This is a genomic window from Geomonas propionica, from assembly GCF_016458235.1.
Lineage (GTDB): Bacteria > Desulfobacterota > Desulfuromonadia > Geobacterales > Geobacteraceae > Geomonas > Geomonas propionica.
The window spans coordinates 187,704-209,163 of sequence record NZ_JAEMHK010000001.1; the positions used below are offsets into that span (position 1 = coordinate 187,704).

17 protein-coding genes are annotated in these 21,460 nt (G+C 62.7%); 6 read left to right on the plus strand and 11 right to left on the minus strand.

All coding sequences use genetic code 11. From position 1 onward, the window contains the following. Nucleotides 1–118 precede the first annotated feature (118 nt). The 6 genes from JFN90_RS00885 to JFN90_RS00910 all read left to right on the plus strand — a co-directional run bounded on the left by JFN90_RS00885 (nucleotide 119) and on the right by JFN90_RS00910 (nucleotide 7,033). On the plus strand, nucleotides 119–1,123 hold the full coding sequence (locus tag JFN90_RS00885; RefSeq protein ID WP_199393216.1) for a 4Fe-4S dicluster domain-containing protein: 1,005 nt from the start codon (nucleotides 119–121) through the stop codon (nucleotides 1,121–1,123). Between the two features lie 191 nt (nucleotides 1,124–1,314). Further along, on the plus strand, nucleotides 1,315–2,157 hold the full coding sequence (locus JFN90_RS00890) for an FAD/NAD(P)-binding protein (RefSeq protein WP_199393217.1): 843 nt from the start codon (nucleotides 1,315–1,317) through the stop codon (nucleotides 2,155–2,157). Between the two features lie 181 nt (nucleotides 2,158–2,338). Continuing rightward, entirely contained in the window at nucleotides 2,339–3,214 is an 876-nt protein-coding gene (locus JFN90_RS00895; RefSeq protein WP_199393218.1) for a DMT family transporter, read from the plus strand. A gap of 358 nt (nucleotides 3,215–3,572) precedes the next feature. Further along, nucleotides 3,573–4,415, plus strand: a complete 843-nt coding sequence (locus JFN90_RS00900; RefSeq protein ID WP_199393219.1) for a sulfide/dihydroorotate dehydrogenase-like FAD/NAD-binding protein — start codon at nucleotides 3,573–3,575, stop codon at nucleotides 4,413–4,415. Next, nucleotides 4,412–5,821, plus strand: coding sequence for an NADPH-dependent glutamate synthase (gltA, locus tag JFN90_RS00905; RefSeq protein ID WP_199393220.1), 1,410 nt, complete (start codon nucleotides 4,412–4,414; stop codon nucleotides 5,819–5,821). Before JFN90_RS00900 ends, gltA begins: the two co-directional genes overlap by 4 nt. A gap of 168 nt (nucleotides 5,822–5,989) precedes the next feature. Beyond that, nucleotides 5,990–7,033: a cytochrome-c peroxidase gene (locus JFN90_RS00910; RefSeq protein WP_199393221.1), complete on the plus strand. Its 1,044-nt coding sequence runs from the start codon at nucleotides 5,990–5,992 to the stop codon at nucleotides 7,031–7,033. Nucleotides 7,034–7,058: 25 nt separating this feature from the next. Here the strand turns inward: JFN90_RS00910 and JFN90_RS00915 are convergent, their stop codons facing one another. From JFN90_RS00915 to JFN90_RS00965, 11 genes are all read right to left on the minus strand, one after another. Continuing rightward, the gene (locus tag JFN90_RS00915) at nucleotides 7,059–7,349 is read right to left on the minus strand and encodes a response regulator (protein WP_199393222.1); all 291 of its coding nucleotides are present in this window, start codon (nucleotides 7,347–7,349) and stop codon (nucleotides 7,059–7,061) included. A gap of 6 nt (nucleotides 7,350–7,355) precedes the next feature. Then, nucleotides 7,356–10,025 carry an ATP-binding protein gene (locus JFN90_RS22480; protein WP_199393223.1) on the minus strand — a complete coding sequence of 890 codons (2,670 nt, stop codon included), beginning with the start codon at nucleotides 10,023–10,025 and terminating at the stop codon, nucleotides 7,356–7,358. Beyond that, nucleotides 10,022–11,080, minus strand: coding sequence for an ABC transporter substrate-binding protein (locus JFN90_RS00925; RefSeq protein WP_199393224.1), 1,059 nt, complete (start codon nucleotides 11,078–11,080; stop codon nucleotides 10,022–10,024). Before JFN90_RS00925 ends, JFN90_RS22480 begins: the two co-directional genes overlap by 4 nt. A 232-nt stretch (nucleotides 11,081–11,312) precedes the next feature. Next, complete coding sequence (locus JFN90_RS00930; protein ID WP_199393225.1) at nucleotides 11,313–12,542, minus strand: OmpP1/FadL family transporter; 1,230 nt, start codon at nucleotides 12,540–12,542, stop codon at nucleotides 11,313–11,315. 113 nt (nucleotides 12,543–12,655) lie between these two features. Continuing rightward, a complete protein-coding gene (gene corA, locus JFN90_RS00935; RefSeq protein ID WP_199393226.1) occupies nucleotides 12,656–13,609 on the minus strand; it encodes a magnesium/cobalt transporter CorA in 954 nt (317 codons plus the stop codon). Nucleotides 13,610–13,725: 116 nt separating this feature from the next. After that, entirely contained in the window at nucleotides 13,726–14,745 is a 1,020-nt protein-coding gene (gene hemE / locus JFN90_RS00940; RefSeq protein ID WP_199393227.1) for a uroporphyrinogen decarboxylase, read from the minus strand. Nucleotides 14,746–14,867: 122 nt separating this feature from the next. Next, nucleotides 14,868–15,944, minus strand: a complete 1,077-nt coding sequence (locus tag JFN90_RS00945) for a radical SAM/SPASM domain-containing protein (protein ID WP_199393228.1) — start codon at nucleotides 15,942–15,944, stop codon at nucleotides 14,868–14,870. A gap of 215 nt (nucleotides 15,945–16,159) precedes the next feature. After that, a complete protein-coding gene (locus JFN90_RS00950; protein ID WP_199393229.1) occupies nucleotides 16,160–16,915 on the minus strand; it encodes an ABC transporter permease in 756 nt (251 codons plus the stop codon). Nucleotides 16,916–16,935: 20 nt separating this feature from the next. Further along, the gene (locus JFN90_RS00955) at nucleotides 16,936–17,862 is read right to left on the minus strand and encodes an ABC transporter ATP-binding protein (protein ID WP_199393230.1); all 927 of its coding nucleotides are present in this window, start codon (nucleotides 17,860–17,862) and stop codon (nucleotides 16,936–16,938) included. 142 nt (nucleotides 17,863–18,004) lie between these two features. Continuing rightward, the gene (locus JFN90_RS00960; protein ID WP_199393231.1) at nucleotides 18,005–20,152 is read right to left on the minus strand and encodes a hybrid sensor histidine kinase/response regulator; all 2,148 of its coding nucleotides are present in this window, start codon (nucleotides 20,150–20,152) and stop codon (nucleotides 18,005–18,007) included. A 107-nt stretch (nucleotides 20,153–20,259) separates the two neighbouring features. Then, nucleotides 20,260–21,348 carry a PAS domain-containing sensor histidine kinase gene (locus JFN90_RS00965; protein WP_199393232.1) on the minus strand — a complete coding sequence of 363 codons (1,089 nt, stop codon included), beginning with the start codon at nucleotides 21,346–21,348 and terminating at the stop codon, nucleotides 20,260–20,262. Nucleotides 21,349–21,460 lie beyond the last annotated feature (112 nt).

A 21,460-nucleotide genomic window follows, 5' to 3' on the forward strand; every position in this document is an offset into this window, starting at 1 on the left:
AGGGACAGGGAGGGGGCTTTTCACCGTTAGCGCCCCCCCTCCCAGCCTCCCCCCTCCGGGGGGAGGAGCTGACACCACCACGGCAGCCCGGTAACGGGCGCTATGAAAGAGAAAACCTATGCCGCAGATCATTACGGAACAGAACCTTCGCAGTCTGATCGACCTCCTGGTCAAGGAAGCCAAACTCGTGGTGGGCCCGAAGCTGTCGGGATCGGTGGTGCTCTACGAACCGCTGACGGCGGGATCGGACCTCACCCTCGACGCGCTGCCGCGCCGCTCCTCCAAGGAGCTCTTCTTCCCGATCTGCGAGGACATCCTCTCCTACAAGCGGGAAAACGGCGCGATGAAGGTGGCCGACGTCGATCGTTCCAAGTTTCCGGAGACGGTCCTGATCGGCCCGCCCCCCTGCGATGCCGGCTCCCCCGCCATCCTTGATGCGGTGATGTCCTGGGACTACAAGGACGAGTTCTACCTGGAGCGCCGCAGAAAGAGCACCATCGTCGGGATCGCCTGTACCAAGGGCGACGACGCCTGCTTCTGCCGGGCCGTAGGCCTCGCACCGGACGCCGAAGCGGGAAGCGACCTGTTCCTGACCCCGCTCAAGGACGGCTCCTACTCCTGCAAGGCTGTCACCGAGAAAGGGGAGGCGCTGGTAGCCGCGCACCTGAACCTTTTCGCGGAGGGAGCGGGCGCCGAGCCGGTGCCGTTCGTGGACCAGGCGGTCGAAAAGCTCGACCTGGTCAAGATCAAGAAGTGGCTGGAAGAGCATTTCGAGGACCCGCTCTGGGAGAAGATCGCCGACATCTGCGTCGGCTGTGGCGCCTGCGCCTTCATCTGCCCGGCCTGCCACTGCTTCGACATCAACGACGAGGGAAGCACGGACGACGGCGTCAGGCGCAAGCACTGGGACGCCTGCGGCTTCTCCAAGTTCACCAACCACGCTTCCGGCCATAACCCGCGCGACGTGCAGAACAAGCGCTACAGAAACCGGATCATGCATAAGTTCAAGTACTACGACGACAAGTTCGGCAAGACGCTGTGCACCGGCTGCGGTCGCTGCATCCGCGCCTGCCCGGTCGGCATCGACATCGCCGACATCCTGGCGCAAATAAACAGAGGTTAAAGACAGGTACACCAACACCAGGTTAAAAGCAGGTTACGCAAAGAACGCTGAGTATTCGCGAAGAACGCAATGAAACCAAAAGCGCCTTCAGGTTTTAAACCATAGTGCCTTTCTTTGAGTCCTCAGCGGATTCTTCGTGTCCTTTGCGTAACTGCTTTTGATTGTTCCCTTCGCCTTTTGGAGAGATTTCCATGTGTAAATCCGACAACATCTACCTTCCCAACCTCGCCACCATAGAAGCCATCGTCGACGAGACGCCGGACGTCAGGACCCTGCGCCTGGTGTTCCAGGACGAGCAGGTCCGGGAGAACTTCAGCTTCCGCGCCGGCCAGTTCGCCGAGTACTCCTCCTTCGGCTTCGGCGAATCGACCTTCTGCATCGCCTCGGCACCGACACGCAAGGGGTACATCGAGTGCTGCTTCCGGAGCGTCGGCCGCGTGACCGAATCGCTGAGAAGGCTGGAGGTCGGCGATACCGTCGGCGTGCGCGGCCCCTACGGCAATTCTTTCCCGATCGAGGAATTCTTCGGCAAGAGCTTGGTCTTCATCGCGGGAGGCATCGCCCTGCCGCCGCTTAGGACGGTGATCTGGAACTGCCTCGACCTGCGCGACAAGTTCAAGGACATCACCATCGTCTACGGCGCCCGCTCCGAGGCGGACCTGGTCTACAAGCACGAGCTGAAGGAGTGGCAGGAACGCGGCGACGTGCGCCTGGTGAAGTGCGTGGACCCCGGCGGTGCCGGCCCCGATTTCGACGGCAAGGTTGGCTTCGTCCCCACCGTACTGGAAGAAGCGGCGCCCAGTGCCGAAAACACCATAGCCCTGGTGTGCGGCCCGCCGATCATGATCAAGTTCACCCTCCCCGTGCTCGAGCGTCTCGGTTTCACCGATGACAACATCTACACGACCCTGGAGAACCGGATGAAGTGCGGCGTCGGCAAGTGCGGCCGCTGCAACGTGGGCAATGTCTATGTCTGCAAGGACGGCCCGGTCTTCACCGCGCGCCAGGTGAAGGCGATGTCGCAGGAGTTCTAAGGCCCGCTGCTGCTTCAACAGGCTTCATTTCCCCCTCCCCTGCCCTCCCCCTCCGGGGGAGGGTTTTGTTTTCTATCCGCCTTTATCCCTTTTATCCCTGTTCAATTCGCTTGACACAAGTGCCTAAAATGAGAGAGTCTTTCGCCTTTGGCGCCACCCTTACTCTGTGACAGGATATGCAATGCCGTACCTTCTCCTAACCCTCAGCGCCCTGATCTGGTCCGGGAACTTCGTGATCAGCCGGGCCATGAACAACGTGATCCCTCCTGCCGGCTTTGTCTTTTGGCGCTGGGTGGTGGCGCTTATCGTGCTCCTCCCGGTGGTGCTGCCGCGACTGCGCGAGCAGTGGCCCATCGTGCGCGCCAACCTGCCGCTGGTCGGGATCTCCGGGCTCTTCGGCGTCACCCTCTTCAACTTCCTGATCTACACAGCCATGCACTCCACCACCGCCATCAACGCGGCGCTGGTGAATTCGGCCATCCCCATCTTCATCATCATGTTCGCCCGCATCTTCTACGGTCAGCGGGTCATGCTGCGCCAGCACGCGGGCATCGCCCTTTCCCTGGTCGGTGTCGCCGCCATCATCCTGCGGGGAAATCCCGCCCGAATCCTCACTCTCAGCTTTAACCGCGGGGACCTGCTGGTGCTCCTCGCCGCCATCGTGTGGGCGCTCTACTCGGTGGCGATCAAGCGCTACCCGCAGGGGCTGAACCCGTTCGTGTTCCTGTTTTGCATGACAGTGTGCGGCCTGGTGCTGCTGATCCCGTTCTACGGCTACGAGATTTCCCAGGGACACCTGATGACCTGGAACCTCCCCACCATCCTCAGCATCCTGTATGTCGGTGTCCTTGCCTCCGTGGTCGCCTTCACCGCGTGGAACCACGGGCTACGCGTGGTCGGCCCCCACGTCGGCGGACAGTTCGTGCACCTGATGCCCGCGTTCAGCACCATCATGGCGGTCGCCTTCCTGGGCGAGCGGCTACAGTCCTTCCACGTGGCCGGCATAGTCCTCATCTTCGCCGGGATCATCTGCGCAACGTACAAGGTAAAAGTGTAAAAGCAGTTACGCAAAGAACGCTGAGAATGCGCGAAGACCGCAGAGAAAGACCCTTTGGGGTTACCCCAAAAGCTTTTTCTCTGCGTACTTTGCGGATTCTTTCCTCACCCACTTTGCGTAACCGCTTTCAAAGCTTTTGTCCTTTCAGCTCAGCCTTCATCCACGCAGTAAGGGGACTGGCACCTGACGGAGCCAGTCCCCCTCAGCCCTCACCCCGACCATTGTCAATTTTCCATTGTCAATTGTTCATTACCCCAACCTTTCCGTATACTTCCTTGCGCTTTTTCCCCCGCAGCTGATATCGTATTCACTACGCTAAAACAGCTGCAACACACTCTCTCTCCAAGAAGGTGACCCAATGTTCGAAGTTGTAAGCAACGAGATTCTCGCGGAAAACCTCCACAAGATGGTGTTGGTCGCGCCCCGGATCGCCAAGGCCAGGAAGGCGGGACAGTTCGTCATGGTCCGGCTGGCACAGGGCGAAGAACGGATCCCGCTGACCATCGGCGACGCGGATCCGGCCGCCGGAACCATCACCCTGTTCATCCAGGCCATCGGCGCCTCGACGCGCAAGATCGTGGAGACGCCCGTCGGCAGCTTCATCCGCGACGTCGCAGGCCCTTTGGGCAAGGAAACCCATATCACCAACTGGGGGCGGGTCGCCTGTGTCGGGGGGGGCGTCGGCACGGCCGTGCTCTTCCCGCTGGTGAAGGCGCTGGCCGAAGCCGGCAACGAGATCACCACCATCATCGGCGGACGCTCCGAGCGCTACGTCATACTGGCCGACGAACTGGGCGCGCTTTCCAAAAACCTGCTGATCACCACCGAGGACGGCAGCCTGGGCTACAAGGGCTTCGTCACCGGTCCCCTTTCCGAAATGATCGCGGATCCGGCCCGCGCGCCGCAGGCGGTCTTCGCCGTGGGCCCGGTGCCCATGATGAAGGCGGTGGCCAACCTGACTCGTGAGCCTGGTATCGAGACCATCGTGAGCCTTAACCCGATCATGATCGACGGCACCGGGATGTGCGGCGGCTGCCGCGTCCAGGTGGGCACGGAGACCAAGTTCGCCTGCGTGGACGGTCCCGAGTTCGACGCGCACCTGGTGGACTTCGACGGTCTCTCCGATCGCCTCACCAGCTATCGCAAGGAAGAGGCGCACGCGGCCGAGGGCTGCAAATTGGCTAAGGAGGTAGCAAAGTGAGCAACAACCTGTCCCCCAAAGAGAGGATGGCTATAGATAGGGTCCACATGCCGGAGCTGCCGGCGGACGAGCGGAGCACCAATTTCGAGGAAGTGAACCTGGGGCTCTCCGCGGATCAGGCGCTTTCCGAGGCGCAGCGCTGCCTGCAGTGCAAAACCAGGAACTGCGTGGCCGGCTGCCCGGTCGGCGTTTCCATCCCCGAGTTCATCGACGCGCTGGCCTGTGACGACCTCCCGAAGGCCGCCCAGATCCTGCGCGGCGACAACGCCCTTCCTGCGGTCTGCGGCAGGGTCTGCCCTCAGGAAACCCAGTGCGAGGCGCTCTGCGTGCGCGGGAAAAAAGGCGACGCGGTGGCCATCGGCTACTTGGAGCGCTACGTGGCCGACTGGGCCATGCTGCACCCGGATCGCCTGCTCAAAGAAGCGAAGCCCGCGTCAACCGGCAAAACCGTGGCCGTGGTCGGCTGCGGCCCCGCCGGTCTCACCGCTGCCGGCGAGCTGGCACGGATGGGGCACCAGGTAACCATCTTCGAGGCGCTGCACGACACCGGCGGCGTGCTCCGCTACGGGATCCCCGAGTTCCGTCTCCCCAAGGAGATCATCGACCGCGAGGTTGCCGTTCTCGCCGACCTGGGCGTCACCATCGAGTGCAACGTCATCATCGGCAAGACCCTGACCGTCGCCGAACTGACCGAGGACTTCGACGCCGTCTTCATCGCCAACGGCGCAGGTCTGCCGACCATGCTCAACATTCCGGGCGAAAACCTGAAAGGGGTCTATGCCGCCAACGAGTTCCTCACCCGCGTCAACCTGATGGAGGCCGGGCGCAGGGAGGACAGCGCAACGCCGATCCTGCAGCGCGACGAGGTCGCCGTCATCGGCGGCGGCAACACCGCCATGGACTGCGTCAGGACCGCGCGCAGGCTGGGCGCCAAGCGCGCCATGATCATCTACCGCCGCGGCGAGGCCGAGATGCCCGCCAGGGTCGAGGAGATCAAGCACGCCAAGGAGGAAGGGGTCGAGTTCGTCATGCTGACCGCCCCCCTCGCCATCGTCGGCACCGAGAACGGCTGGGTCCAGGCGCTGCGCTGCCAGAAGATGGAGCTGGGGCCGGCGGATGAGTCCGGGCGCCGCCGTCCTCAGGCGATCGCCGGGTCGGAGTTCGACATCCCGGCAGGGATCGTGATCAACGCGGTGGGCACCAACGCCAACCCGCTCTTGACCGCCACCGCTCCGGACCTCAAGCTGAACAAGTGGGGCAACGTCGTGGCGGACGACGAAGGGCAGACCAGCATCCCCGGCGTCTTCGCCGGCGGCGACATCGTCAGGGGCGGCGCGACCGTCATTCTGGCCATGGGCGACGGCAAGCGCGCCGCAGCCGCCATCGACCAGTACCTGAAGCGCTGATTACGGCGCAAAAGACGTGAACCAGAAGGGGGGCCGCAAGGCCCCCTTTTCTTATATCCATTCTTCCCTCTCCTCAGAGAAATGGATGAGGGCACCCGGGAGTTGACAACAACCATTCCCAAAGTACCTTTTTATAGTTTGCCACTCTACCAGTAACGAGGAGGCCACATGAAAAGGATACTTTTGTCGCTGTTAGTGCCGCTCTGCCTCAGTCTCTGCCTGTCCGCATACGCTGCGGATGACCTGATGTCGCGCGCCAACAAGTTGTTCAAGCCGATCCCAACCAAGGCCCCATCTCTCAAGGGGAATCCCGCCACTGCTGCAAAGCTTGAACTGGGCGCGAAACTGTTTTTCGATCCCCGACTTTCCTCCTCGCAACTCATCAGCTGTAACACCTGCCACAACGTCGGATTGGCCGGGGCCGACCTCCAGGAAACCTCGACCGGGCATGGCTGGCAGAAGGGGCCGCGCAACTCCCCCACCGTCTTCAACGCCGTGTTCGACGCGGCGCAGTTCTGGGACGGCCGCGCCAAGGACCTGCAGACCCAGGCCAAGGGGCCGGTGCAGGCAGCGGTGGAGATGAACAGCAATCCGGAACTGGTGGTGAAGACACTGAAAAGCATTCCGGGCTACGCGCCGCTGTTCAAGGCTGCCTTCCCCGGGGCCACCGACCCCATCACTTTCGACAATATGGCAAAAGCCATCGAGGTCTTCGAGGCGACCCTGCTCACCCCGAACTCCCCGTTTGACCGTTTCCTGAAGGGTGACGCCGCGGCCCTTAACGCTAAAGAGAAACGGGGGCTGCGCATCTTCATGGACAAGGGGTGCGCCCCGTGCCATGCCGGCACCAACGTGGGAGGCGCAGACTACTACCCCTTCGGCGTCAGGGAGACCCCAACTACCGAAATCCGCCCCGCCGGCGATACCGGCCGTTTCATGGTCACCAACACCGAAAGCGACCGCTACGTCTTCAAGGCCCCTTCGCTGCGCAACGTTGCCGTAACACAGCCCTATTTCCATTCCGGAAAGGTCTGGAAACTACAGGAAGCGGTTACGGTTATGGGTTCTGCTCAACTGGGGGTGAAGCTGAAGGAGGGCGAAGTAGCGGACACGGTGGCTTTTCTGAAGACGTTGACCGGCAGGCAACCCAGGCTTTCCTACCCGCTGCTCCCCGCCGGTTCCGATGAGACACCCCACCCTCAGCTCAAGTGAGGGCGGGACACAGGTGATGTGAGGTTCAAGATGACGGGTCAGGGTCGACCTGGCCCAGCACCTGTTTCAGTGACACCAGGTCGTACGGTTTCTGGATGAACTGCGCGCCCTGGTGTCCGGACAGGCGCCTCGCCTCTTCCGCCGCGCTGAAACCGCTGGAGAGGACGATGCGCACATCGGGCCGGATACTGCGCAGATGCTCGGCGGCGGTCATGCCGTCCATCTGGGGCATGGAGAGGTCCATGATCACCACCCCGATCTCGTCGGCATGCTCACGAAACAGCGCTACAGCCTCGGGGCCGTCCGAGGCAACCATGGTTTGCTAGCCCAGCCCCCGCAGCATGGCCCGACATACCAGGCGCACCATCTCCTCGTCATCCACGATAAGAACCATCCCCGTGGCAGCCCCCCCAGGCTCTTGACCTTCGGCCGCCGCGGACGCTGCGACGCCGGCCGGCGGGACCTCCCTGGCACCCTCCTCCCTGGCACCCTCCTCCCTGGCACCCTCCTCCCTGGCACCCTCCTCCCTGGCATCCTCCTGCCTGGCCGCTGCACGTTCCAGTACCGTTTCCCTCGCGACAGGCCTGACCGGCTCCGCCTGCGCCACGTCGTCAATGCGGTCGCTTCCCGATGCAGCGAGCGGGAAAAGCACCTGCACCCTGGTTCCGGCTCCAGGCTCGCTCGCGACGAAGATGGCGCCGCCATGCCCCCTGACGATCCCCTGTACCGCCGACAGCCCCAACCCCCTCCCCGTGAACTTGGTGGAGAAGAATGGGTCGAACATGCGCTCGCGCGCGGTCTGGTCCATGCCGCAACCGTCGTCCGCGACCTCGATGGACAAAAACCTCCCCGGTTGCGGCTTTTGCTCCAGGCGACTTTGCGCCAGTTGCGCCACGCCATAGTCGGACAGCCTGGTCGCCACCGTGATCGCTCCCCCCTCCCCCGCCGCCTCGATGGCATTGGTAACCAGGTTCACGACCACCTGCTGCATCTGCCCCGGGTCCGCCTCGAGGAGCGGGAGCCCCGACTGCAACTGGACCGCGAAGGTGGCGCCCTTGCGCAGCGACGCCTTCATCAGGTCCACGTTCTCCCCAACCAGCCGGTTCAGGTCCACCAGCTTGACGCTGTACCCCCCTTTTCCGGAATATGCCAGCATCTGCCTGGTCAGGTCCCCTGCCCGCTTGGTGGCTTGGTGCGCGTTCTCCAGGTACTTGACTGCCGGGCTCTCCGGCTCCAGCACGTGACGCACCAGTTCCAGGTTGCCGCCTATGGCCATGAGGAGGTTGTTGAAATCGTGGGCGATGCCCCCGGCCAGCACCCCGAGGCTCTCCAGTTTCTGGGTGTGCAGGAGCTGTCGCTCCAGTTCTCCACGCTCCAGGTCTGCCTGCCGCTTCCGGGTGATGTCCTCGCCGGAGCACAACACTCCCTGGATGCTCCCGTCTTCGTCCCGCACCAGGATGTTGTGCCAGGAGATGAGCCGCTCCCCCTGGTCCCGGGTCAGGATGAGGTTGTCATAGAACTCCAGGATTTGCTGTTCGCCGCGCATCAGGGCTTCGAACACCTCCCGGACCTCCTTCCTCTGACCGGCAGGAAGAAAGTTATCGAACCAGTTCAACCCGAGAGACTCTCCCTCCGGCAGGCCCAGCAGCTGCGCGCCGGCCCGGTTGATCATCTTGATGCGGCCGTCGTCCCCCAAGAGGACCATCATGGTGCCGGACAGGTCCAGGTAGCGCCGCGCTTTCTCTTTCTCCAGGCGCAGCTCCCTGGTCCTTTCGGCGACCGTCCCCTCCAGTTCCTGGTGCGAGTTCTCGATCCGTCCTGCCATGCCGTTGAAGGCGGCCGCGAGTTCCCCGATTTCCTGCGGCGCTCCCCCCTTGGCCGCGGCTCGCGCCGAGAAATCCCCCCCTTCCAGGGCCAGCACCTTATCTCTCAGGTCCCTGATCGGCGCGGCGACCCTACCGCCCCCCCACCCCACCAGGACCAGCGCGATCGCGATCATGGCCAACCCGAACAGGGCGGCGCGGGCCTTGGTGGAGACCAGGGGCGCGAACGCCTTGTCCTGGTCGACCGCCACGGCGATGCCCCACCCCTGTGCCACACCCAGGGGCACGTAACGGTATGCGGAGAGGACCCGGCGCCCGTCGTCCAGGGTCTCCAGGCGCGACGACTCGGTCCTGGTCATGGCCTGCCGCGACAGCCTCGCCAGCAGCGGGTCCCGGGCCGCCAGTTCCTGCTTGCGCTCGGGCACCGAGGCCAGGAGCTCCCCCTGCGTCCCGACCAGGATCATCTGGTGCCCTTCCGCGTCGGCCAGCCCCGGCAGCAGCGCCAACGCCTCCAGGCTCTGCTGCGGCCTGGTCACGCTCACCAGGACCGCCGGCACCTCTCCTGTTTCCCGTCCGGTCCGGTCCCGGGTGGCAACCTGCCGCGAAATCAGGATCACCGGATGTCCATCGGCCCAGGCTGTACCGATCTGCTCGGTGGCCCCCATGGTAAAGGCCGCGTCGAGAAAGTCCCGGTAGCGGTAGCCGCTCCCGACCTCGTCGGGAGCGCTTGAGGCGATGATCTTACCGCTCGGTGCGACCAGGGCCAGGGTATCATAGGCGTCGGGAATGGTCCGCTTGAGTGTGATCAGATGCTGGCAAAGGATGCGCACCCGCTCTTCATCACGGGCGCCCGGTGTCGCCTCCTGCTTTAGCAGGACAGCCGCCGCGCCGACGAAATCGCCGGAACTGGCCACCACCGCCAGCTCCGTGCGGCGCGAGGCGAGCCAGGTCAGGATCGATTGCTTCTTCAGGTCCGCCGCGTTTTCCAGGGCCCGGACGATCTCCGCCTCTTTCAGGCCGTGGATCCCTTCGATGCCGAGCCACGGTGTCCCGTACACCAGGACGAACAGGAGCGCTCCTCCCCCCGCGAGGGCAAGGATGCCGAAATAGGCGATGATGCGCTCCCGGATACCCTGCAGCCAGCCTTGTCTCCTCCTCGGCGCGATCACGGCCGATACTCGAAATCCCCCAGCAGGTGGCGCTGGGGGGACTTGAATACCTGCTGCAGGCCGTCATAGGCGAAAGCGCGCTCCACCCTCTGGTACGCCGCGTCCTTCGGTATCTTGCCCTGGCGCATCAGAAAATCGAACTCACCCTGCAAGGGGAGGTTACCCCGGAGCTTCACGATGACCGGCGCGGCGGGGACATCGAGGATCTCGCGGCGCGTGATCTCGATTACCTGGCTTTGCGCCAGCTTTCTCCCGCGTGGGGCGAGCGCGGCGCGGTCCTTTTCCGCCCAGAGCGCCGCTTGCTGCAGGTTGGCGTTGCTCTTGCGCATCCAGTTCAAGGCGCGTGCCCAAGCGGCGCAGAGGGCCAGCGCTGCCTGGGGATCTTTATCAGCCAAACTCCCCGATACCACGAAGAAGTCGCTGCTCGCGCCCCTGAACAGCACCCGCGCCTCGGTATTCTGCACCAGCGCCAGGCTAGGGGCCGGTTCCCAGGCGGAAAAGGCGTCCACCTTCCCGGCCTCGAGCGCGGCGGGCATGGCGTCGACGTCCATCGGGACCAGCCGGACATCCCGCTCGGTGAGTCCCACCCCCGCCAAGGCCTGCAGCAGCGTGTGATGCGCCGACGACCCCTCCGCATACGCCACCCGTTTGCCTTTCAACTGCTCCAGCAGCGTGATGTTGCGCCCCACCAACGACGTGAAGGTCTTTTTGGCCAGCCCCACCACGCGGATTTCGGTGCGCACCGCCATCCGGATGACCGGCATGTCCCCGACGACGGCGGCGCTGAGCGTGGTCCCCATCAGGTCGACCATCTCGTTACCCTTGCGGAAGGGGAGGAATTTCAGGACGTAGCCGGACTCCGCCAGTTCCCTCCTCAGGATGGCGTCGTGCCCGAGCACCGCCCCGGTCAGGGCCGCCGGGTATCCCAACGGCTGGACGCCGACCGCTATCACGGCTGGCTGCCGGAAAGGGGAGGGGGCCGCGTCCGCCGGACGCACCTGCATGAAGAGCAAGATGAACAGAATCAGGAAATGGGGGCGTAATAAGGACTGCATGAACGGTCTCTCTTACCATCGGCTCTAGCGCTGAACCTGCCATACGGGACAGGCAACGCCGCCGCACGTGACTGCGAAAAGGGGTGCCCAAACAATGGAAATATCTGGTTGACGTATCGGCACCAAGGGGTGGCACTTGAGGGTTTTAGCTGGGGGGAGGGTGCAGCTGCAGGTTCGCGGTGTGGCGGGACAGGAGAGCGCCGCCCCGGCTGGGGCGGCGCCTTGCTCGCGGTTACATGAAGTGCCAGATCAGGCCGAGGTCGTAGGAGGTTTCCCGTACCTTGGACCCGAACGTAAAGGTACCGCTGGAGTCAGTTTCGCTGGTGCTGTTGTCGAGGGCGTACATCCCGCCCACGTGGGCCTCAAACCTGCTGGAAAACTGGTAACCGACACCGAAGGTGAAATGGTGCTCGGCGACGGCGGGGAAGCCGATCATGCGCAGGTACTCGTAAGAAAGCGTGGGCAGCGTGTTCCCCTGCACCTTGGTGGTCCCCCCGGCATCGAAGCCCTTGTGCAGGCGCACCGGGCTCTTGCCGTAGTTGTACCCCAGGCGCAGAGTGAGGCCGTCGGGATCCTTGTACTGCATCCCCAGGGCGTAGACCCACTGGTTCTCCCAATCGAAATCCTTGTAGCCTTCTGCATCCTGCCAGTTGAGCCACTTCACATCCGTTTCGATGAGAAGCGTGTCAGTGGGACGCCAGGCGATACCGACCGAGGCGGTGCGCGGCGACTCCATGTCCAGCTCCCGCTTCTGCTGGCCGCTGCCGAAATCGGTGACGTTTTGATGCGAGATCTTCTCCGGGGTGGTGTAACTCGCCCCGAGCGACCAGGAGCCGATGCGGTAGAGCGCCCCGAACTGCTCTCCGAAGCCGTAGTTGTGCGCGGTCCCCTGGCCCAGGTCGAGCGAACCGTAGAGCAGGTGCATGGAGGTGCCGATGGAGAAGTTCGGGGTCACTAGGAAGGCGAGGTTGGGGGCGAACTTGAGGATCTGCAATTGGGTGTAGATGTCACCTTCGCTGCCGGGATGGGCCGGGTCCAGGTCGACTCCCTTGTTGCGGTAATCGACCCCCATGCCGGTGATGCCGAACATGCCGAGGCCGAAGCGGAAGCGGTCGCTGATGGGGGTGATCATGCCGACGGCCGGGATGACGAAGGGCCTCATATCGCTTTTAACGGTGCTGGTGGTGGGGCCGACCCGGACGGTGGCCTTGACGGAGGGATCGTAGATGGTCGAGGCGAAAACGAACTCGCTGCCTGGACAGTAGGGGCCCATGCAGACGGCGGCGGGGTTGGCGAAAATGGCGCTGATGGCATCCTGGGGCGCCGCGACGCCGGCGCCTCCCATGGCACGGGAAGCCGGCGCCACGCCGATCAAGGTGTCCCCGTTGGTTGCCCAGGCTTCGGGTAAGGAAAAGGAAAGTACCAGTGCTGCCGCCGCTGCCAGGACCGCTCTCTTTGCCATAAGACCGCCTCAATTAGATTAATTCAAGCTGCCTTATAGCACTTTTCTTATAGAGTGTAAATCATCCATTTATTCGTATACAGGACGGCTATGCCAGTCACTGCTGGCTGCTGTTACAGCCATCCCTTGCGTTTGAAGTACCAATAAGGTGCGAATCCGGAAATGACCATCAGCAACAGGGCCCAGGGGTAGCCGAGTCCCATCTTCAGTTCGGGCATCATCTCGAAGTTCATGCCGTAGATGCTCGCCACGAGGGTAGGGGGGAGAAAGACCACTGCGGCGATGGAGAAGATCTTAATGATCTGGTTCTGCTCGATATTGATGAAGCCCTGGGTGGAGTCCATCAGGAAGTTGATCTTGTCGAACAGGAAGGTGGTGTGCGACATCAGGGTCTCGACGTCACGGGCGATCTCCCTCAAGGTCTCGGTCTGGTCGGTGCGGTCCCGCAGGTGGCGCAAGAGGAACGAGATGTCCCTCTGGGTATCCATCAGGCAGAGGCGGATCTTCCCGTTGCTGTCCTCCAGCCGGGCCAGCTTGCCTATGGCGTCCTCCAGCTCGGACTTGTCGTCCTCGAGCACCATGTGGCTCACCCCTTCGAGCTGGCGGTGGATGTCCTCCAGGGTGTCCGCGTGGTTCTCCACCTTCTGGTCCAGAAGGAGCACCAGCAGTTCGGCCGGGGATCGGCATTCCACGTGCCCGCGGCGGGCGCGCATGCGCAAGAGCCGGAAGTCGGCGAGGTCCCCCTCGCGGATGGTGATCAGGTGCTTGTTCTGCAGGATGCAGGCGACGGTCAGCGTTATGTGACGCCCTTCGGTCTGGGAGAGGAACAGCGGGTGTACGTGGATGCCGGCTGCGTCCACGAAGCAGCGCGCCGAGATCTCGATCTCGTCTACCTCGTCCGACTCCGGGATGTCGGTGTGCAAGAGCAGCTCAAGGAGATCCCTCTCCTCGTCGTCCGGCTCGTGCGCGTCGATCCAGTCGGCCTTGAGGATCTGGTTCGGAAGGTCTTCCCTCTGGGAATCCATCTCCTTGATGAGCCCGTTGTCTATTTTGAAAAGCCTAAGCATGGTGCGCTCCTGGCAGGACGGCGCCGGGGGCCGGCCGCGGCGACACGGCCGCCGGATCCTTTACGGGGTCAACAAAAAGGGCGGCCTCATCGGCCGCCCTTGTCTGTGGTCCTGAACTATTTCTGCGTCAGTCGGTGCACGCAGTCGACCATGAAGATCGCGTTTTCCGGTGGTACGGTGGGGAGGATGCCGTGGCCCAGGTTGAAGATCAGGCCAGGCCTGCCGGCGTTCTCGTCGAGGACGCGCTTCACCTCGCGCTCGATGATCTCCTTGGGAGCGAAGAGCACGGTCGGGTCGAGGTTGCCCTGCACCGCCATGTCGCCCAGGATGTCGCGGGCCTTGCCGAGGTTCACGTGCCAGTCGAGGCCCATGACGTCGCCGCCGGCCTCTTTCACGATCTCGAGCATGGTGCCTGCGCCCTTGACGAAGTGGATCACCGGGACGTTGGTGCGGTTCAGGCCGTTGATCAGGCGCTGGGTGTAGGGGAGGACGTAGCGCTCGTAGTCGGCCGGGGAGAGCATGCCGCCCCAGGTGTCGAAGATCTGGATGGCCTGCGCGCCGGCGGCGATCTGGGCGTTCAGGTACTCCATGTCCATGGTGGTGATCTTGTCCATGAGGGCCGCGTAGACGTCCGGCTCGGCGTACATCATCTTCTTGAGTGCGGCGAAGTCCTTGGAACCCTTGCCTTCGACCATGTAGCAGGCGAGGGTGAAGGGCGCCCCGCCGAAGCCGATCAGCGGCACCTTGGCGGCGAGTTCTTTCCTGAGCAGTTTGACGGCGTCCAGCACGTAGGGGACGTCGGTCTCCATTTTCGGGATCTTGAGCGCCTCGACGTCGGCCATGGTGCGGATCGGCTTGGCGAATACCGGGCCCGGGGTGAAGTCGAGCTCCATGCCCATCGGCTCGATCGGGGTGAGGATGTCGGAGAAGAGGATCGCTGCGTCGACGCCCAGGATGTCCACCGGCTGAATGGTAACTTCAGCGGCGAGTTCCGGGGTCTTGCAGAGTTCCAGGAAGGTGCATTTGGAACGGACGCGCATGTAGTCGGGGAGATAACGGCCAGCCTGACGCATCAGCCATACCGGCACTCGGTCTACCGGCTTACCCCAACAAGCGTCTAAAAAGCGAGTATTCATAGTAATCCTCCTGGGTGAAATATGTATATCTCTCTTCAGTTCATGGCATTGCCCCCTCCCGTCAAGGGACGGGGGCGGCTTTGAAAGTCCCCCCTTTGCAAAGGGGGGAGCAAATCATCGAATTATTTCTGCTCTTTTCTCTGCACCTTGATCGGGACGTAGTTGCAGAACGGTTCCTCTTCCATGTAGTCGCCGTAGACCGCATCGGCGCGGGCACGGCAGCCGCCGCAAACGTTCAGGTACTCGCATTCGCCGCACTTGCCCTTGTAAGCTTTGAAGTCGCGCAGATCTTTGAAGATCTCCGAGTTCTCCCAAAGCTCCTTGAAGGGGGTTTCCTTGACGTTGCCGGCGGTCCTGTGGAAGTAGGAGCAGGGCTTCAGGTTGCCGAAGCAGTCGATGAGGCAGATGGTCTGGGCCGCGATGCACCCCTTGCCGCCGCCGGTGGAGAAGGTGAGCGAGCGGCGCTCGAACTTCTCGCCTTCCGCCTTCGCCTTCTGCGGCACGATGCGGTAGTAGTGCGGCGCGCAGGTGGGACGCATGAGGATATCGTCCTCGTTCTTCTCCTGGTGGTAGTGCCAGTCCAGGATCTCCTCGTAGTCTTCCTTGGAGATGAGCTCGCTCATGATGTCCTCGCCGCGGCCGGTCGGGACGATCATGAACATGTACCAGGCGGTGGCGCCGATGGACTTGGCGACCTTGAAGGTGCTGGCGATGTCGGTCTGGTTCCTCTTGGTGAAGGAGGAGTTGACCAGGAACTTCTGGCCGTGCTTCTTGAACAGCTCGGCGGCACGCATGACCCCTTCAAACGACCCGGGGCACTGGCGGAAATTATCGTGGACTTCGGCGGTGGAGCCGTCCAGGGAGAGCGACACCATCTTGATGTCGGCCTTTTTCATCTTCTCGCAAACTTCGTCGGTAACCAGCGAGCCGTTGGTCGCCATGCACATCCGCAGGCCCAGCGAAGTACCGTACTCGGCCAGTTCGAAGATATCCTGCCTCATCAGCGGCTCACCGCCGGAGAGAACCACGACCGGCTTGGAGAAGTCGGCGATTTCCTTAAGGAGCTTCTTGCCTTCCTCGGTGGTGAAGTCACCTTCCGACGAAGTCATCTCGGACGAGCAGCGGCAGTGCACGCATTTGAGGTTGCAGCGCTGGGTGGTCTCCCAGGCGATCCATTTGGGTACGAACTCTTCGGCCATGGTTTCTCCAATAGTTACCCTGGAAAGCGTTGCGATGCGGCGGGGGGCTAATCGACTCGGGCAGGGAACGAATTCACGCCAAAAACGGTTGGCTCTGCGACAAGGTACGCTCGGTTTGCCGGCTTCGCGACACGGCGCCGGAAGGGGCATCCAGGAGGTAAAAAGTTTACTGCAAACTTTACTATGAAAGGTGCGGCAAACTCAAGAAGAATCGCTTATTCCGCCATTTTGCGATTGAAGGTGTATACGGCCACGGTGAAACAGAATGCGGCGCTCAGCACCAAGTTCACCAGGTACTGTGACGGGATGGTTCCTGTGAGCAGCGCGTCGCGTGCTCCCTCGAAAACTGCGGTGGTGGGAAGAAGCTGTATCAGCGGCAGGATCGATGAGGGGTAGGATGAAAGCGGGAAGAAGATCCCCGCCATGAAGATGAGCGGCACTATGACAACCGATTGCACCCGGCCGATGTTTTCCGGCTTGTCTATGACAGTGCCGCAGATGGTGCCGAGACAGGAAAATGTCATCGATGACAGTGCGATGCACAGAAGGTACATGGGCAGGTTCGCGTAGTCGATGCGGAAGGGGGTGAGGATGAGGATGACCAGGAAGACCACGGTCCCCTTGACCGCGCCCTGCGAGAAGCCGGAGAAGATCTTGCCGATGACGATGTCGTAGACCGTGACCGGCGTGACCCGGTACTCCTCGATAGTGCGCTGCACCTTGCGGTGGAACCACATGCTCCAGGAGCTCTCGTCGAAGGCCGCGTTGACCGCGGTCATCGAGATGAGGCCCGGTGCGATGAAGAGAGGGTAGGGGACGCCGTTGACGGCGGTTATGTACCCCTTGAGACCGAAGCCGAAGGCAAGGTAGAGGGTGAGCGGGTAGGCGATGACGGAGACGAGCTCCGAGAAGATGCTGCGCCTGAGCACCAGCATGTCCCTGCCCCATATGGAAAAAGCGCCTCTAAACATGAAAACCTCGGTTCTACGCTCTACTCCCTGACCTTTTCCCCGGTCAGCGAAATGAAGACGTCCTCCAGGCTGGGCTCCTTCAGGCAGATGCGGCGGATGTCGGAGCCGGCCAGGTGGTCCATGAGCGGCTTGATGGACGCCTCGTCGGCCAGGGTGATCTGGAAGAGACTCCCGTCGCGCTCCACTCCCTTGACGAAGGGAAGCCCGGCCAGCACCCCCTGGTAGCGGTCGGCGTCGTTGCGAAACTCGACCTGGTAGGTGTGGGCCCGGGAGAAGGCGTCCTTCAACTGCGTGGCGGTGCCGTCAGCGAGGCAATGGCCGTGATCCATGATCATGATCCGGTCGCACAGGGCGTCAGCCTCGTCCATGTAGTGGGTGGTAAGAAAGACGGTCATAGTCCGGCGCAGGCCGCGGATGTGGTCCCAGAGGGAGCGCCGGGACTGGGGGTCCAAACCGGTGGTGGGCTCGTCGAGAAAGAGCACCCGCGGCTCATGCACCAGGGCGCGCGCCACCACGAGACGGCGCTGCATCCCTCCTGAGAAGGTATCGGGGAAGTCGTGCTGCCGCCCGGCGAGCCCGGTCATCTCCAGCAGCTCGTCGAGGCGCGGGTTGTAGACCGCCGGCCGCATGCCGTGCAGCCTCGCGTGCAGTGCCAGGTTCTCGCGCGCGGTCAGGTAGCGGTCCAGGTTGTTTTCCTGGGGGACCACGCCGATCATCCGGCGCACGTCCTTGCCTGCCGTGAGGACGCTGTGCCCCTCGACGAAGGCGTCACCGAGGGTAGGGCGCATCAGGGTGGTGAGGATCTTGATCAGGGTGGTCTTGCCGGCGCCGTTGGGGCCCAGGAGGCCGAACACGGTGCCGCGCTGCACCTCCAGCGAAAAGGCGTCCACGGCCGTAAAGCCGTCGTAGCTCTTGGTGATGTCATGCAAGGTGATGGCGAAATTCATAACCCACCCCTGACAGGGACAAAAGGGATAACAGGGATAAAAACCTAGGGGGACTGGCTCCGCCAGGTGCCTGTCCCCTTTACACTGGTTGAGGGATTATCCGGTGTTATCCCTTTTATCCCTTTTATCCCTTTTATCCCTGTTAATTTTGCAGTGGGAAAAGCAGCGAGAAGGTGCTGCCGCCGCCTGCGGCCTCTTCCACCCAGACCACGCCCTCGTGGGCGTCCATGATGCCGCGCACGATGGAGAGCCCGAGCCCCGCCCCCTTGGACATGAAGGCGGTGTCGCCGGAGGAGTGGTGGGCGATGTCGCCGACCCCGTAGAACTTGTCGAAGATCCTGACCCGCTCGTCGACGGGAATCCCGATGCCGTTGTCGCTCACCTGCAACTGGTAATAGCTCTGTGCGTTGGCGATGTTGTTCGGGAACGCCGAATAGAACAGGCGCAGGGTTGGGGTCAGCTCCTTTAACTGCGCGTGCTTCAGCACCCGTCCGGAGAGCCGCACTTCCCCTTGGTCGCGGGTGAACTTGATGGCGTTTTCCAGAAGGTTCCGGATGGCCAGCGTGACGAATCCCTCGTCGACCGGCACGTCGGCCTCGTCCCCGCCGATAGTCACCGTGATGTTCCGCTCCGAGAGCGGCAGCACGAAGAGGTTGTGCACCTCGCGGCAGACATGGATCAGGTTGGCCGGCTTCTTCTGGGCCAGCGGCCCCTGCGCCTCGATCCTGGAAATGGAAAGGAGATCCTCGACCAGCTTTCGAAGCTGCACCGTCCCCTCGTACACCGAGGCCAGGATGTTGTGCTGCTCCGGCGTCATCGGGATGCCGGAATACTTCAGGAGGAACTCGGCTCCTCCCATGATGGAGGTGATCGGCGTCTTCAGCTCGTGGGAGGCGATGCCGATGAAGTTGTTCTTGGCGGTGTTGAGCCGGCCGAGCTCGATGTTGGCCCGCTTCACCTTCTGAAGGTTTTCCTTGAGCTCCATCTTGCTCTTGTAGAGTTCCTCGGCCTTCTCCTTCATCTTGTCGTAGAGGCTGTAGTTGTCGATGAGGACGGCGAGCTGGCCGGCGATGGAGCAGAGCAGGAACACGTCGCGGTCGCTGTAGCCGCGCCCCGACAAGGTTCCCACCGTCATCACCCCCATCACTTCCTGCCCGATCTTCAGGGGGACCGTGCACCAGGAGTGCAGCCCCATGGCGACGGCCGCCTTCTTGGCCTTGTCCGGGAAACGCGCATCCGGCTCCTCGCCCAGAAACGGGCGGCCGCTCTGGGCGAGCCGGGTCCACTCCGCGTCGGCCGGCAGCGATTTCATCGCCTTCTCGAAGGTCGGGGACAACCCCAGCGAGGCGCGCAGCTTCAGTTTTTCCCCTTCGAAGAGGTGGATGCAGGATAAGTCCATCTGCAGCATGTTGTGCAACTGGAACAGGAGGTCGCTCATCACCTTCTCCACCCCCTTGGTGTACTGCAGGCGGAAGGCCACGGCATACAGGGTGAGGAGCTCGCGGTCGCTGGTCCGCTTTTCCTCTTCGACCTCGCGCCGCTTGGTGATGTCCTTGATGATATGCACGAAACCGCGGTCGTTCCCTTCGATGCGCATGGGATAGCTGGTCACGTTGTACCAGCCGCTCAGGTTGGGAAACCGGACGTCCTCGTCGGCTTCTCCCTGCATGTGCAGGAAGCGGAAGACCTTCCCCTCGGGCTGCTCCGCGCCGAAGAAGATTTCATCGATGCGCTTGCCGAGCACCGCCTCGTAACCGCCCGGGAAGTAGGAGGTCACCCGGCCGTTGCAGCGGGAGATGACCCCTTCGGTATCGGTGATGATGATGAGGTCGGAAACGGCGTCGAACACCGATTCCCACTCCGCCTTGCCGCGGCGAACCTTGTCCTGGGTCTGCCGGTGCCTCCGGCGTTCCGCCGCCTCGCGCAGCTCGCGTTCCACTACCGGCACCAGGCGCGCCATGTTACCCTTCATCAGGTAGTCGCTGGCCCCCGATTTCATGGCGGCGACGGCGAGGTCCTCCCCGATCTTGCCGGAGACGATGATGAACGGGAGGTCCTGGCCGCTTTCGTGCAGCACCTGCAGTGCGCCCGGGGCGTCGAAGGAGGGCATGCTGTAGTCGGAGATGACGACGTCCCACTTGCTCTCTTCCAGTGCGTGCCGCATCGCCTCCGCAGTCTCCACGCGCTGGTGCTCGAGCTTGTAGCCGCCGCGCACCAGTTCCCGGACCAGAAGCACGCTGTCTTCCAGGGAATCCTCAACCAGCAGAACTTTGAGCTCTTTCGACGACATGAGTAGACCCAATTGATAATTGATAATGGACAATGCTTCTTGAATCGGCTGAGACTGCAACCGTGGCCGCTCGGAGCGGCTCTATCGACTTTTTCGGACTTTTGTTGTCAATTGTCCATTGTCAATTGCCTGCGTCCCAGCGTGAAGTAGAAGGTGGCTCCCTGCCCGGGTGCGCTTTCCGCCCAGATCCTGCCGCCGTGGCGGGTCACGATGCGTTGGGCGATGGCCAGCCCGACGCCACTCCCCTCGAACTCATCGGCGCGATGCAGCCTGTGGAATACCGTGAAGAGCTTTTCCGCGTAGGCCATGTCGAAACCAGCGCCGTTGTCGCTGACGAAGTAGATGCGCTCCCCCGCCTCGTCCTTTGCCCCGAAACGGATTCGTGCCTCCGGGGTCTTGGAGCTGAACTTCCAGGCGTTGCTGATCAGTATCTCGAGGAGCTGCCTTGCCAGCTTGGGATCGGCCTCGGCCTTGATCCCCTCATCAATCTCGAACTCCACCGGCCGCCCCGGTTCCTCGTGCTTCAGCTCCAGCGCGATGATCTGGGCCTTGACGCTCAGGTCGACCTCGCGAGGCTCCAGCTCGCACCGTCCCGCCCGCACCAGTTGCAGCACCGCATCGATAAGCTGCGCCATCTTCCCGGTCGCCTGGCAGATCCGGATCAGGTACTCCTGGCCCTGGCTGCCGATCATTTCCCCGTAGTCGTCCAAGAGGGCGTGGCTGAACCCGTCGATGTGCCTCAGGGGCGCCCGCAGGTCATGGGAGACCGAGTAGCTAAATGCCTCCAGCTCCCGGTGCGCCGCCTCCAGTTGTGCCAATTGCTCGGTCACCTGGCGCTGTAACCGCGCCTGGTCCTGAGCCTGCGGGGTGGGATCGAGCAGCCGCGCCAGCACCAAGTGGGCCGGCTCGTTCTGGAAAGTGACGGGGTGCCAGGTGAGCTGCAACTCCATATCGGTGCCGTCCAGCCTGCGCTGCCGGCATGGGACGACCCTCTGCTCGTCGCCTGTGGGGGGACGAGCCGGTCCCAGGTGGGAAAGGTTCAGCTCCATGAACTGGGGGCGACGATAGCCGTACAGCCTGAGGGCGGCCTCGTTGACCGCCAGGAATTGCCCGCTCTCACGGTGACAGACCCACATCGCCTCCGGGTTTTCCTCGAACAACTCGCGGTATCCCGCGTCGCTTTCTCGCAGCGCCACTAAGCCCCTCCCGTCCCCAAGATCATGTCAACGTGCTGCCGGCTCTCCCATGAGAGGGTCCACCTCTCCGACGCTGCTCTACTTTACTATATTTGCCGAAAGAAAAAAGAGG

Bases quoted from the DNA above. Each gene is read 5' to 3' on its own strand.
- JFN90_RS00885 (WP_199393216.1), top strand. From the start codon at position 119: ATGCCGCAGATCATTACGGAACAGAACCTTCGCAGTCTGATCGACCTC.
- JFN90_RS00890 (WP_199393217.1), top strand. From the start codon at position 1,315: ATGTGTAAATCCGACAACATCTACCTTCCCAACCTCGCCACCATAGAA.
- JFN90_RS00895 (WP_199393218.1), top strand. From the start codon at position 2,339: ATGCCGTACCTTCTCCTAACCCTCAGCGCCCTGATCTGGTCCGGGAAC.
- JFN90_RS00900 (WP_199393219.1), top strand. From the start codon at position 3,573: ATGTTCGAAGTTGTAAGCAACGAGATTCTCGCGGAAAACCTCCACAAG.
- JFN90_RS00910 (WP_199393221.1), top strand. From the start codon at position 5,990: ATGAAAAGGATACTTTTGTCGCTGTTAGTGCCGCTCTGCCTCAGTCTC.
- JFN90_RS00915 (WP_199393222.1), bottom strand. From the start codon at position 7,349: ATGGTTGCCTCGGACGGCCCCGAGGCTGTAGCGCTGTTTCGTGAGCAT.
- JFN90_RS00925 (WP_199393224.1), bottom strand. From the start codon at position 11,080: ATGCAGTCCTTATTACGCCCCCATTTCCTGATTCTGTTCATCTTGCTC.
- JFN90_RS00930 (WP_199393225.1), bottom strand. From the start codon at position 12,542: ATGGCAAAGAGAGCGGTCCTGGCAGCGGCGGCAGCACTGGTACTTTCC.
- corA (WP_199393226.1), bottom strand. From the start codon at position 13,609: ATGCTTAGGCTTTTCAAAATAGACAACGGGCTCATCAAGGAGATGGAT.
- hemE (WP_199393227.1), bottom strand. From the start codon at position 14,745: ATGAATACTCGCTTTTTAGACGCTTGTTGGGGTAAGCCGGTAGACCGA.
- JFN90_RS00945 (WP_199393228.1), bottom strand. From the start codon at position 15,944: ATGGCCGAAGAGTTCGTACCCAAATGGATCGCCTGGGAGACCACCCAG.
- JFN90_RS00950 (WP_199393229.1), bottom strand. From the start codon at position 16,915: ATGTTTAGAGGCGCTTTTTCCATATGGGGCAGGGACATGCTGGTGCTC.
- JFN90_RS00955 (WP_199393230.1), bottom strand. From the start codon at position 17,862: ATGAATTTCGCCATCACCTTGCATGACATCACCAAGAGCTACGACGGC.
- JFN90_RS00960 (WP_199393231.1), bottom strand. From the start codon at position 20,152: ATGTCGTCGAAAGAGCTCAAAGTTCTGCTGGTTGAGGATTCCCTGGAA.